This is a genomic window from Mesorhizobium huakuii (genome assembly GCF_030160235.1).
Taxonomy (GTDB): domain Bacteria; phylum Pseudomonadota; class Alphaproteobacteria; order Rhizobiales; family Rhizobiaceae; genus Mesorhizobium; species Mesorhizobium huakuii.
The window spans coordinates 237,020-249,498 of record NZ_BSNY01000012.1; the positions used below are offsets into that span (position 1 = coordinate 237,020).

Below are 12,479 nucleotides of genomic sequence, written 5' to 3' on the forward strand. Positions count from 1 at the left end.
ATTTTCCTAATTGACATGATTTGGCGCGTTCCGCATCGTTAAGGGCACAGGCTTCTCCAGCACGGGGAAATTCATTTGTCCGCACCCATCATCAAGGTCGATGCCATTTCGAAGAGCTTCGGTGCCTTCAAGGTGCTGGACGGCTTGTCGATGCAGGTCATGCCGCGCGAGAAGCTGGCGCTGATCGGTCCCTCCGGTTCGGGCAAGACGACGATCCTTCGCATCCTGATGACGCTGGAGCGCATCGATGGCGGCCACATCCAGATCGAGGGCGAGCACCTCTACCACATGGAGCGCAACGGCCAGTTGCTGCCCGCCGACGAGCGGCATCTGGCGCGGATGCGCCAGAAGATCGGCATGGTCTTCCAGCTGTTCAACCTGTTCCCTCACAAGAGCGTCATCGACAATGTGACGCTGGCGCCAATGCTGACCAAGGGCACGCCGCGCGCCGCCGCCGAGAAGCGGGCGATGGAACTGCTCGACATGGTCGGCATGGCCGACAAGGCCAGGGCGATGCCGGCGCAGCTTTCAGGCGGCCAGAAGCAGCGTGTGGCGATCGCCCGGGCGCTCGCTCTGCAGCCCAAGATCATGCTGTTCGACGAGGTGACGTCGGCGCTCGACCCGGAACTGGTCGAGGAGGTGCTCAACGTTCTGTGGCGGCTCTGCGCCGAGACCGACATGACCATGCTTTTGGTCACCCACGAGATGGGGTTTGCCCACGACTTCGCCGACCGGGTGCTGTTCTTCGATCGCGGCAAGATCGTCGAGGAAGGCAAGCCCGACGAGATTTTCCGCCATCCCAAGCAGGAGCGCACGCAAGGCTTCCTGAAGAAGATCATCGCGGCCGGACATCGCGTCTGACCGCTTTGCGGGGGCGGAAGATCGCCCCAAACAAAACCAAGACAAGAAACAAGGAGTTGGGAACAATGAAGAAACTTGGCATTCTGGCTGGCGTCGCCGGCCTTGCACTGACAGCGGTGCTGGCCGCCTCGATCCCGGGCTCGGCCGACGACAGCAAGCTCGAGCAGTTGAAGGGACAGGGCTTCGCTCGTGTCGCCATCGCCAATGAGCCGCCCTACACGGCGGTCGCGGCCGACGGCAAGGTTTCGGGCGCGGCGCCCGACGTGGCGCGCGAGATATTCAAGCGGCTGGGCGTCGCTGACATCGTCGCCTCGATCTCCGAATATGGCGCGATGATCCCCGGCCTGAAGGCTGGCCGTTTCGACGTCGTCACTGCCGGGCTGTTCATGAAGCCGGAGCGCTGCGCGGCTGTCGCTTATTCCGAACCGGTGCTGTGCGATGCCGAGGCAATGCTGGTGAAGAAGGGCAATCCGAAAGGCTTCAAGAGCTACGAGGATGTCGCCAAGGACACATCGGCGACCATCGGCGCGCCCGGCGGCGGCACCGAGGAGAAGCTGGCGCTCAATGCGGGCGTGCCGCGCGAACGCGTCATCGTCGTGCCGGACGGCCAGAGCGGCCTGAAGATGGTGCAGGACGGCCGCATCGATGCCTATTCGCTGCCGGTCCTTTCGATCAACGACCTGATGAAAAAGGCCAATGATCCGAACCTCGAAGTCATCGCACCGGTGCAGGGCGCCCCGGTCTATTGCGACGGCGCCGCCTTCAACAAGGGCGACGAGGCGCTGCGCGATGCCTTCGACGTCGAACTCGCCAAGATGAAGAAGTCGGGCGAGTTCGCCAAGATCATCGAACCTTATGGCTTCTCGGCTGCCGCCGCCATGTCGACGACGCGCGACAAGCTCTGCTCGGCGAAGTAGGCGCCTTTCTTCCTTCTCCCCGTTCACGGGGAGAAGGTGTCACGAAGTGATGGATGAGGGGCGGCACCAAGTTCTGCCATGCTGGCGCTGCCCCTCATCTGCCTGCCGGCATCTTCTCCCCGTTGAACGGGGAGAAGGAAGCTAACCGCAAACGTGGAACTTAAATGACCCAGTGGTCCGGCTATCTCGGCCTGATATTGCAGGGAGCGCTTGTCACCATCGAGCTGACGCTGATGGGGTCGGTGCTTGCCCTGATCATGGCCTTTCTTGCCGGCATGGGACGGCTGTCGCGCTTCTTCGTTTTGCGGGCGCTCGCCACCGCCTATATCGAATTCTTCCGTGGCACCTCGATCTTCGTGCAGCTGTTCTTCGCCTATTTCGTGCTGCCGCTGATTGGCCTCGAACTGACCCCGCTGCAGGCCGGCGTGCTGGCGCTCGGATTGAATGTCGGCGCCTATGCCGCCGAAGTCGTGCGCGGCGCCGTGCAGTCGATCGGCCGCGAACAGCATGAGGCCTGCATCGCGCTCAATCTCGGCCGTTGGCAAGGCCTGCGCCACGTCATCCTGCCGCAGGCCTTTCTGGTGATGCTGCCGACTTTCGGCAACAACGCCATCGAGCTGCTCAAGGCGACCTCGGTCGTCTCGCTGATCTCGCTTGCCGACCTCACCTTCCAGGCGCAGGTGGTGCGTGCGCAGACCGGCAACACCATGGTGCCCTTCGCCACCATCCTGGTCATCTATTTCATCCTGGCGCTGCTCATTTCGTGGGGCGTGCGCTCGCTGGAGCGCCGCATGGCGCGCGGCCTCGATGGGGTGCGCGTCTGATGGAATGGGATTGGGATTTCGTATGGCAGATCATGCCGACGCTGATCCAGGGGGTGAAGATCACCATCCTGGCGACGCTGCTCGGGTCGGTGCTGGCGGCGATCGTCGGGCTGGGCATCGCGCTGGCGCGCCGCTCGCCCAACAAGGCCTTGTCACGCACCGTCGGCTGGGCGGCCGAATTCATCCGTGGCACGCCGCTGCTGGTGCAGCTCTATTTCATCTTCTACGTGCTGCCCGATATCGGCATCCTGCTGCCACCGCTTGTCGCCGGTGTCATCGGGCTCGGGCTGCATTACGGCACCTACACGGCGGAGGTCTACCGCGCCGGCATCGACAATGTGCCGCGCGGCCAGTGGGAGGCCGCCAAGGCCTGCAATCTCAGCGCCCGTCAGACCTGGACGCACATCATCATCCCGCAGGCCATCCCGCCGATGATCCCCGCACTGGCCAATTATTTCATTGCCATGTTCAAGGAGACGCCCTTGCTCTCGGCGATCACCGTGCTGGAACTGATGAACCAGGCGAAAAGCGTCGCCAACACCTATTATCGTTACATCGAGCCGATCACGCTGGTCGGCGCCTTCTTCCTCGCCATCAGTCTTTGTTCGGTCGTGCTGCTGCGCTGGCTGGAACGCCGTTACGGCAAGATCGAGAGATAGCCGATGAAACCCTTGCCCGAGATCAAGATCCATCCGAAACGGCCATCACTCGATGAGCGTCCGCTCGACAAGCGCGTCGGCCTGATCATCCTGGCCACGGATCACACCAGCGAACCGGACTTTCGCCGCATGGTGGCGAGCGAGCACATCGGCGTCTATGTGGCGCGCATTCCCTATGCCAATCCGACGACGCCGGAAAACCTGCGCAAGATGCAGCCGGCGCTGACGGCGGGCGCGGCCCTGATCCTGCCCGGCGAGAAGCTCGACGCCATCTGCTACTCCTGTACGTCGGCCTCGGTCGTGATCGGCGATGCCGAGATCGAGACGGCGATCCAGGCGGCCAAATCAGGCGTTCCCGTGGTCACCCCGCCAATGGCCGGCGTGCGCGGGCTGAATGCCTTCGGCGTGCGCCGGATCAGCATTCTGACCCCCTACACGATCGAGACCTCCAGGCCGATGGCGGCCTACTTCGCGGCGCGTGGTTTCGAGATCGCCAGCTTCACCTGTCTCGGCTTCGAGGACGATCGCGAGATGGCGCGCATCCCGCCGACGGCCCTTGTCGATCTTGTGCGCCAGGCGACCCACCCGCAGGCCGACGCCCTGTTCGTGTCCTGCACGGCGCTGCGTGGCGCGCTTGCGGTCACCGGCATGGAACAGGCAATCGGCCGTCCGGTGGTGACCAGCAACCAGGCGACCGCCTGGAACTGCCTGCGCCTTTGCGGTGATGAGAGAGCCCACCCCGAATTCGGCCGTCTGATGACGTTGCCTCTGCCGCGCGATTGATGACCATGGTGACCGTCACCCTTAGTCATATCCGCGCCGCGCGTGAGCGTATTGCCGGCAAAGTCGAGCACACGGCGACCGTTCTATCCCCGAGCCTTTCGGAACGTCTCGGTGTCCCCGTGCATCTCAAGCTCGAGCATCGCCAGACCACGGGCAGCTTCAAGCTGCGCGGCGCTTCGAATGCCGTCGCTTCGCTCAGCGCGGAAGAAAAAGCGCGCGGTGTTATCGCGGCCTCGACCGGCAATCACGGTCGCGCGCTGGCGCATGCGGCGAAGCTCGAAGGCATGCGCGCGGTGATCTGCATGTCGCGGCTGGTGCCGCAGAACAAGCTGGACGAAATCCGCCGGCTCGGCGCCGAGGTCCGCATCGTCGGCGACAGCCAGGACGACGCCCAGCAGGAGGTCGAACGGCTGGTGGCGCAGCAGGGGCTGGTGATGCTGCCGCCCTTCGACCATCCCGCCATCATCGCCGGGCAAGGCACGCTCGGGCTCGAGATGATCGAGCAGGTCACCGATGCCGGTCTCGTGCTGGTACAGCTTTCCGGCGGCGGACTGGCCTCCGGCGTTGCCGCAGCAATCAAGGGTGTCAGCCCCGGGACAAAAGTCATCGGGGTTTCGATGGCGCGGGGTGCCGCGATGAAGGCAAGCTTCGATGCCGGCCGGCCCGTCCTGGTGGAGGAGCTGCCGACGCTGGCGGATTCGCTTGGGGGTGGTATCGGCCTCGACAACAGGCTGACCTTCGCCATGTGCCGCGACTTGCTCGACGACGTCATCCTGCTCAGCGAGGACGAGATCGCCGCCGGCATCCGCCATGCCTACGCGCAGGAGCGTGAGATCGTCGAGGGCGCCGGTGCGGTCGGCATCGCCGCGTTGCTCGCCGGCAAGGTCAAGGCGAAAGGGCCGGTGATCGTACTTCTCTCCGGCCGAAACATCGACATGAATGCGCATCGCAGGATCGTCTGCGCCGAGGCAATCGGGGAGCGCGCCGCATGAACCGTATGACGATCCTGACCGAAGCTGAGCTGCGTAAGATTGTGACGCTCGATCTAGACGCGGTCGCCTGCGTCGAGAACGCTTTTCGCGCGCTGGCAACACTGCCGGTGGCGATGCCGCCGATCCTGCGCCTCGACATCCCGGAGCATCGCGGCGAGGTCGACGTGAAGTCCGCCTACGTACCCGGTATTGACGCCTTCGCCGTCAAGATCAGCTCCGGCTTCTTCGACAATCCAGAGCTCGGTCTGCCGAGTGGCGGCGGCATGATGGTGCTGCTTTCGGCAAGGACCGGTGTGGTCGAGGCGCTGCTGCTCGACAATGGCTACCTGACCGATGTCCGCACCGCTGCCGCAGGCGCGGTAGCGGCAAAGCATCTGTCGCGCGAAGACTCCACCGTGGCGGCGATCTTCGGCGCCGGTTTGCAGGCAGGTCTGCAATTGGAAGCACTGCGTCTTGTCAGGCCGATAGAGGAAGCACGCATCTGGGCGCGCGACGCCGCCAAGGCCGAAGCCACTGCTGCCCGCTTGCGCGAAAGACTGGGCATTGTCGTGCGCGCCGAGCCAGATGCGGCCAATGCCGTTGCCGGCGCCGACATCATCGTCACGACCACGCCGTCGACCGAGCCGCTGGTCAAGGCCGGCTTCGTCGCCGCCGGCCAGCACATCACCGCCATGGGCTCGGACGCCGAACACAAGAACGAGATTGCGCCTGCCATCCTGCGCATGGCCGACCTTTATGTCGCCGACAGCGCCCGCCAGACGCGGCGCCTGGGTGAACTGCACCATGCCATCGCGGCAGGCGTGATGGCCGCCGAGGAGGAAGTGACCGAGCTCGGCCAGATCATCGCCGGCACCAAACATGGCCGGCGCTCGGCCAGCGATATCACCATCGCCGATTTGACCGGCACCGGCGTGCAGGACACGGCGATCGCCACGCTCGCCCGCGACCGCGCGCGGGCGGCCAATGCCGGAACCATTTTTGAGAGCTGATGCTGGCCGCAAAGCATGATCCGGAAAAGTGGGAACCGGTTTTCCGGTCAGATCATGCTCAAGCAAAAATTCCTGGAGCCGGGTTCAACAAAGTTGAAACGGGTTCCAGCGCCTAACAAACGAGGAAGCAAAAGAATGCAACCAAACCTGAAATTCTCGCGCGGCGAATTTGCGGATCGACTCGCCAAGACGCGCCGAGCCATGGAGGCCAAGGGCGTCGATCTCCTGGTTATCAGCGACCCCTCCAACATGGCCTGGCTGACCGGTTATGACGGCTGGTCCTTCTACGTGCATCAGGCGGTCATCGTGCCGCCCTCGGGCGAGCCTGTCTGGTACGGTCGCGGCCAGGACGCCAACGGCGCCAGGCGCACCGCCTATCTCGCGCAGGACAACATCGTCGGCTACGCCGACCACTATGTGCAGTCGACCGAACGGCATCCGATGGATTTCTTGTCCAGCGTGCTCGTCGATCGCGGTTGGGGCAAGCTCACCATTGGCGTCGAGATGGACAATTACTGGTTCTCGGCCGCTGCGTTCGCCTCGCTGCAAAAGCATTTGCCAAACGCCCGCTTCGTCGACGCCACCGCCCTGGTCAACTGGCAGCGCGCGGTGAAGAGCGCGACCGAAATCGACTATATGCGCAAGGCCGCCCGCATCGTCGAAGCCATGCACCAGCGCATCGTCGACAAGATAGAGGTCGGCATGCGCAAATGCGATCTCGTCGCCGAGATCTATGATGCCGGCACGCGCGGCGTCGACGGCATTGGCGGCGACTATCCGGCGATCGTGCCGCTGCTGCCGTCCGGCGCGGACGCCTCGGCGCCGCATCTGACCTGGGACGACCAACCGATGAAGCGGGGCGAGGGCACCTTCTTCGAGATCGCCGGGTGCTATAACCGCTACCATTGTCCGCTGTCGCGCACCGTCTTTCTCGGCAAGCCGACGCAGGAGTTCCTCGATGCCGAGAAGGCGACGCTGGAAGGCATGGAGGCGGGGCTTGCCGCCGCAAAACCCGGCAACGCCTGCGAGGACATCGCCAATGCCTTCTTCGCCGTCTTGAAGAAATACGGTATCGTCAAGGACAACCGCACCGGCTACTCGATCGGCCTGTCCTATCCGCCGGACTGGGGCGAACGCACGATGAGCCTGCGCCCCGGCGACCGCACCGAGCTCAAGCCCGGCATGACCTTCCATTTCATGACCGGCCTGTGGCTGGAAACGATGGGGCTGGAGATCACCGAGTCCATCCTGATCACCGAAACCGGTGTAGAGTGCCTGGCCAATGTTCCGCGCAAACTGGTGGTGAAGAATTGAGCCCGATGTCCAGCCTCCGCCCGTCGCCGATCGCGCCGACCGTCGAATTCGACCGAGACGGCGTCCAGCACGGCTTTCTGCGCCTGCCCTACAGCCGCGACGATTCGGCCTGGGGCTCGGTGATGATACCGATCTGCGTCATCCGCAACGGCAAGGGGCCGACGGCTCTGCTGTCCGGCGGCAATCATGGTGACGAATATGAAGGGCCGCTGGCGCTCTACGATCTTGCCCGCACGCTCGACCCCAGCCAAGTCAGCGGCACGGTGATCATCGTGCCGGCGATGAACTATCCGGCCTTCCGCGCCGGCACGCGCACCTCGCCGATCGACAAGGGCAACATGAACCGCAGCTTTCCCGGCCGGCCGGACGGCACGGTGACGGAAAAGATCGCCGACTATTTCCAGCGCGAATTGCTGCCTCGCGCCGACATCGTCTTCGACTTCCACTCCGGTGGAAAGACGCTGGACTTTGTCCCGTTCTGCGCGGCCCACACTCTGCCCGACAAGGCGCTGGAGCAGAAAGCCTTCGATGCGGTGGCGGCATTCTCGGCGCCCTTCTCGATGCGCATGATCGAGATCGACTCTGTCGGCATGTACGACACGGCGGCCGAGGAGATGGGCAAGGTCTTCGTCAGTACCGAGCTTGGCGGCGGCGGCACATCGCGCGCGCAAACCGTAGGGATCGCGCGGCGCGGCATTCTCAACGTGCTGCGCCATGCCGGCGTCGTTGCTGGCGCGGTCGAGAAGGGCAGAACTCAATGGCTCGACATGCCGTCCGGCGATTGCTTCTCCTTCGCCGAGGACGACGGCATGATCGAAACCATGGTCGATCTTGGCGAGCCCGTCGAAGAGGGCGCGGTGCTGGCGCGCATCCATTCCACCGGCCGCACCGGCATTGCCCCGCAAGAAATCCGGGCAAAAATGTCGGGCGTGCTGGCGGCGCGGCATTTTCCTGGCCTGGTCAAGGCCGGTGACTGCGCGGCGGTGGTAGCCGTGGAGGTCGATTGATCGAAGACGACTGCGTCCCGGCACATGCGCGCGGCTCCTGGCAGTTGCGGCCGGCCGCGCCGGACATCAACTTTCTCCACGGGATGGAAGTGTAAATTAACGAGAGGCAGACAAACTAGGCGTCGGCAAGCGGACGCTCGCTCGCTGCCATCGTGCGGGCATTGGAGCGCGCGACATGGCGATGATCGTTGAACGCCCGGGCGCCTGGTCTGAATCATGAGATCTTCGACTGGAGAACACTATCCGGCGCTGGACCATGTTCGTGGCCTTGCGGCTTTCCTGGTCTTCACCTGGCATTTCCTCCACCAGTCTCCCGAAGGGCCGGTGCCCTATGTTTTCGTGCCGGCTCTACCCATCTTCAGCCTTTTGGATGAAGGGGTCACCGGCGTTGCATTGTTCATGACGCTTTCCGGTTACCTGTTCGCCAAGCTTCTTGATGGGAAACGGGTCAGCTATCTGCCTTTCTTCGCCAACCGGGCGCTGAGGCTGCTTCCGCTCCTGCTGGCCGTGATAGCCATCGAGGCTTGCCACGTATATGTGGCAGGCCAGGCCCTGGGCGGGTATTTCACCGATGTCGGGAAGGGATTGATTTTCCCCACCCTCCCGAACGGCGGCTGGTCGATAACCGTGGAAGCCCACTTCTACATTCTGCTGCCCTTCCTGCTGATGGCATCCAGGCGCTTCCTGTTCGCCCCTTTGCTGTTCATTGCGGCAGCCATTCTGCTGAGGTGGGCGCTTTACGTGCAGCTCGGCGAGGTACAGTCGGCGGCGGCCTGGACCATTGTCGGCCATGCCGATCAGTTTCTGGCCGGCATCCTTGCCTTCCGTCTCCGTGCCCATGTGAAGGACCGGCACTGGCTCGCTTTGGCGGTTCTGCTGGCCTTTTCAGGGTTCTTCTGGTGGTTCGACGCCGCGGGAGGATTTTACCAGCTAGAGCGCTATCCCTCGCCGCATTGGATATGGATCATCCTGCCAACGGTAGAGGCGGCGGCCTATTCGTTTGGGATCGCCTACTATGACACCAGCTTTCCAAGGAAGCGAACAGGCCTGCCGTTCAAGATGCTGGAGAAGGCGGGTGCCTACAGCTATTCGATCTATCTCCTGCACCTGTTCTTCGTCATGCAGTTGGCGGCGTTCATCGACACGAAAATCATGGGCATAAGCAATTTCTACATCGCTTGCCTGTGGTCCTTGCTGTGCTTTCTGGCGACAATCCCGATCGGCTATCTCAGCTATACCTGCATCGAAGCGCCATTTCTGCGCCTGCGCATACGATATGCGGAGCCGGCTGCTGCTGATCCGGTCTCATTCAAGGATCGGCCGGCCACGGCAGCATAGGCGACCTGCATTTGCCAGGCAGCATCCTGCAAACATATCCGACAGAGGCTATCGGCTCGGGCCTCTCGCTATCGATGCCGGCTGGTCTTCAGCGAGCCCGGCGCCGTAGCGCGTACACGAGGATACTCGTATCCGGTTCGCTGGTTTTCCATTACGCTGGGTACCGCGTGACAGGGAGCATCGATTGCGCGGATTTGCGGAAAGCCTGATCGAGAGGCCGCAGACGGTGGCGGAGCAGGTCGCCAACGTGCTGCGCGAAGCCATAGCCAACGGAACGCTGAGGGCAGGCACCGCGCTGCGCCAGGACGACCTTGCCGAGCAGTTCGGCTTCAGCCGCATGCCTATCCGTGACGCGCTTCGCCAATTGGAGGCGGAGGGCATCCTCTCCATCCATCCGACCAAGGGCGCGCATGTCGCCCGGATGGATCGAGCCGAGATCAGCGAAATCTACGCGTGCGCGCATTGCTCGAATGCGAAGCGCTTCGCCTCTCCATCCCGGCTTTGTTGGAGAGCAAGCTCGATGAGGCCGAACAGGTGCTCGACCAGATCAACGCGGAGCGCAATGTCGGCCGCTGGGGAACGCTGAACCGGACCTTTCACCTGTCGCTCTACGCTGCCTGCGGCAACCAGCGTCTGCTTGGCCTGATCGAGGCGCATCACAACGCCGCCGATCGCTATGTTCGTATCCTGTTGTCGAACCTCGACTATCGCATCCGCTCGCAGGCGGAACATCGCGACCTGCTGGCCGCCTGCAGCCACCGCGACGGCAAGAACACCGTGAGCGTTCTGCGCCGGCATCTTCGCGAAGGAAGCGACACGCTGGTCAATGCCATAGAGGGGGGCGGCCTGTCGCGAAAATCATAGTCGAGATGGTTCTGCTGCTCGGGCTGGAGAGCGTCGCCGCGGGGGCTACCGGTTCGTAAGAACCGGGCTGATCTTCAGCTCTGCACCGGCTTGCGTTCGACGATGTAGATATGATCGGCCGCCAGCACCACTTCGCCGCGCTGGTTGATCACTTCGCAGCGCTCGACCACCCGTCCCGAGCCCGGCCGCTTGGGATCGTCCTCCTTGGCGGTGATGGTGGTGCGTGTGCGGATCGTGTCGCCGATGAACACCGGCTTGATGAAGCGCAGCCTGTCATAGCCATAGGAGAAGGCGACGGGGTTGATGATGCTCGCCGTCAGCCCGATGCCGACCGAGAACACCAGTGTGCCATGCGCGATGCGCTGGCCGAACGGTGTCGCCTTCATGTACTCGGCGTCCATGTGGTGTGGGAAGAAATCGCCGGTGTGGCCGGCATGGACGACGAAGTCGGTTTCGGTGATGGTGCGGCCGCTGGTCAGCCGCGAAGAGCCGATCTCATAGTCTTCGAAATAGGTGATCTGTTCCATCAGGGTCTTTCCGCGATCGGCGTCGCCGGCGCCGCGCTCGATCTATAGGCGGCTTCCACCAGCGCCATGGTGCTCCAGGCGTCCTCGACCGAGCTGACCAGCTCGCCGTCTTCTCCTGATGCAAAGCGCTGCACATTGGCCATGCGCCCGACGAAAGCGTCGGGGAACCATTCGCCGGCAAGCGGTACCGCGATCCAGTCCGTCGCGCCCTTCGGATGGATTTCCAGAATATCCGGTTCGCCCCGGGGATAGTCGAGGTTGAGGCCGAGCTTGAGATAGGCCGCCCCCTCCGTGCCGCAGATGCGGAACTCGCAGGCCTGGTGCCGGCGGCCGAACTTGTGGTCATGGTTGATCGACAGCGCGCAGCGCACCGTGTCGCCATAGTCGAGAATGGCGCTGGTGCGCGTCTGCGCCACCTTGTGGTTGGGATGGCCGAGCGTCTTGGCGTGGACGCCCTTGGGATCGCCGAGCAATTGCCTGACAAGATCGAGATAGTGGATCGAGTGCATGGCGATCTCGACGCGCGGCGCCTTGAGCAGGAACTCCCACAACTCCCACGGTGTCGCCAGCGCCAGCCAGGCATCGAAGTCGACGACTTCGCCGAGCCAGCCCTTGGCGATGGCGTCCTTGAGCGCCAGCATCATCGGCGCGAAGCGCAACTGGAAGTTCACTGCCGCCTTGAGGTTCTTGGCGCGGCAGATTTCGAGGATTTCGGTCGCCTCGCCGAGATAGTTGCCCATCGGCTTCTGGATCAATGCAACCGCACCGTCGGGCAGAGCTTTCAGGATCTCGGCATGCCGTCCCGGCGGTGTCGCCAGATCGAAGATCGCATCCTGGACGGATGCGGCTTCGTCGGCCGAACGGAACGCCGTCACGCCCCATTTGTCGGCCAGGGTCTTCGCCTTGGTCTGGTCCGGATCATAGAGGCCGGCAATCGGAAAGCCGGCTTTGCGATAGGCGGGAAAATGCGCGTCGCCGACGATCGATCCGGCACCGAAAGTGACGATCGGGCGAGGCTCCGAGGGTTTTGGCCAGGACTGGACGAGCAAGGCGGGGTCGAAACCGCCCTCAATCATAGTGGAAGACCTCGTCCATGCTGGCCCACCATTCGCCCTCCTTGCGGGTCGTGAGCGGCTCCTGGCACGGTATGCAGACCGCCCACCATTCCTGCGTCTTCGGATCGGCGGCCATCTTGGCCATGTCGGCGGCATAGTCGGTGCCATGATATTCGAAATAGGAAAACAGCAGGTTCTCCGGTCGCTTCAGATAGATCGAGTAATTCTTGATGTTGCAGGCCGAGATCATGGTCAGCACGTCGGGCCAGACGGCGGCATGCAGGCGGACATACTCCTCGACCTTTTCCGGCTTCAGCCCCAGCACCATGCCCATTCGCTGCATATCCGA

Annotated in this window: 14 protein-coding genes and 1 pseudogene; 12 read left to right on the forward strand and 3 right to left on the reverse strand. The window is 63.3% G+C overall.

Going from position 1 to position 12,479, the window contains the following annotated elements:
* Positions 1-75: 75 nt before the first annotated feature.
* The 12 genes and pseudogenes from ehuA (at position 76) to QQK95_RS05935 (ending at position 10,548) form a co-directional block, all read left to right on the forward strand.
* Positions 76-861: an ectoine/hydroxyectoine ABC transporter ATP-binding protein EhuA gene (gene ehuA / locus QQK95_RS05880; protein ID WP_284269858.1), complete on the forward strand. Its 786-nt coding sequence runs from the start codon at positions 76-78 to the stop codon at positions 859-861.
* A 65-nt stretch (positions 862-926) separates the two neighbouring features.
* Entirely contained in the window at positions 927-1,778 is an 852-nt protein-coding gene (gene ehuB, locus QQK95_RS05885; protein WP_284269859.1) for an ectoine/hydroxyectoine ABC transporter substrate-binding protein EhuB, read from the forward strand.
* Between the two features lie 164 nt (positions 1,779-1,942).
* Positions 1,943-2,602 carry an ectoine/hydroxyectoine ABC transporter permease subunit EhuC gene (gene ehuC / locus QQK95_RS05890; protein ID WP_140887883.1) on the forward strand — a complete coding sequence of 220 codons (660 nt, stop codon included), beginning with the start codon at positions 1,943-1,945 and terminating at the stop codon, positions 2,600-2,602.
* Positions 2,602-3,261, forward strand: a complete 660-nt coding sequence (gene ehuD, locus QQK95_RS05895; RefSeq protein ID WP_038645094.1) for an ectoine/hydroxyectoine ABC transporter permease subunit EhuD — start codon at positions 2,602-2,604, stop codon at positions 3,259-3,261. Before ehuC ends, ehuD begins: the two co-directional genes overlap by 1 nt.
* A gap of 3 nt (positions 3,262-3,264) precedes the next feature.
* The gene (gene eutA, locus QQK95_RS05900; RefSeq protein WP_284269860.1) at positions 3,265-4,044 is read left to right on the forward strand and encodes an ectoine utilization protein EutA; all 780 of its coding nucleotides are present in this window, start codon (positions 3,265-3,267) and stop codon (positions 4,042-4,044) included.
* Positions 4,045-4,049: 5 nt separating this feature from the next.
* The gene (eutB, locus tag QQK95_RS05905; protein WP_284270547.1) at positions 4,050-5,036 is read left to right on the forward strand and encodes a hydroxyectoine utilization dehydratase EutB; all 987 of its coding nucleotides are present in this window, start codon (positions 4,050-4,052) and stop codon (positions 5,034-5,036) included.
* Positions 5,033-6,025: a cyclodeaminase gene (locus tag QQK95_RS05910; protein ID WP_284269861.1), complete on the forward strand. Its 993-nt coding sequence runs from the start codon at positions 5,033-5,035 to the stop codon at positions 6,023-6,025. Before eutB ends, QQK95_RS05910 begins: the two co-directional genes overlap by 4 nt.
* 135 nt (positions 6,026-6,160) lie before the next feature.
* The gene (doeA, locus tag QQK95_RS05915; protein ID WP_284269862.1) at positions 6,161-7,339 is read left to right on the forward strand and encodes an ectoine hydrolase DoeA; all 1,179 of its coding nucleotides are present in this window, start codon (positions 6,161-6,163) and stop codon (positions 7,337-7,339) included.
* 5 nt (positions 7,340-7,344) lie between these two features.
* On the forward strand, positions 7,345-8,346 hold the full coding sequence (doeB, locus tag QQK95_RS05920) for a N(2)-acetyl-L-2,4-diaminobutanoate deacetylase DoeB (RefSeq protein WP_284269863.1): 1,002 nt from the start codon (positions 7,345-7,347) through the stop codon (positions 8,344-8,346).
* A gap of 216 nt (positions 8,347-8,562) precedes the next feature.
* On the forward strand, positions 8,563-9,684 hold the full coding sequence (locus tag QQK95_RS05925; RefSeq protein WP_284269864.1) for an acyltransferase family protein: 1,122 nt from the start codon (positions 8,563-8,565) through the stop codon (positions 9,682-9,684).
* A gap of 247 nt (positions 9,685-9,931) precedes the next feature.
* A pseudogene (locus QQK95_RS05930) lies at positions 9,932-10,039 on the forward strand (GntR family transcriptional regulator); the annotation flags it as partial.
* 98 nt (positions 10,040-10,137) lie between these two features.
* Complete coding sequence (locus QQK95_RS05935) at positions 10,138-10,548, forward strand: GntR family transcriptional regulator (RefSeq protein ID WP_284269865.1); 411 nt, start codon at positions 10,138-10,140, stop codon at positions 10,546-10,548.
* A gap of 74 nt (positions 10,549-10,622) precedes the next feature.
* On the opposite strand, the gene QQK95_RS05940 is transcribed toward QQK95_RS05935, so the two are convergent.
* Genes QQK95_RS05940 through QQK95_RS05950 form a run of 3 tightly spaced genes read right to left on the reverse strand, consistent with a single transcriptional unit; the run spans position 10,623 to position 12,473 of the window.
* Positions 10,623-11,078, reverse strand: a complete 456-nt coding sequence (locus QQK95_RS05940) for a MaoC/PaaZ C-terminal domain-containing protein (RefSeq protein ID WP_284270548.1) — start codon at positions 11,076-11,078, stop codon at positions 10,623-10,625.
* The gene (locus QQK95_RS05945) at positions 11,075-12,148 is read right to left on the reverse strand and encodes a Gfo/Idh/MocA family protein (RefSeq protein WP_284270550.1); all 1,074 of its coding nucleotides are present in this window, start codon (positions 12,146-12,148) and stop codon (positions 11,075-11,077) included. Before QQK95_RS05945 ends, QQK95_RS05940 begins: the two co-directional genes overlap by 4 nt.
* Positions 12,144-12,473, reverse strand: coding sequence for an L-rhamnose mutarotase (locus QQK95_RS05950; protein WP_202355568.1), 330 nt, complete (start codon positions 12,471-12,473; stop codon positions 12,144-12,146). The genes QQK95_RS05945 and QQK95_RS05950 overlap by 5 nt, the downstream gene beginning before the upstream one ends.
* Between the last annotated feature and the right edge of the window lie 6 nt (positions 12,474-12,479).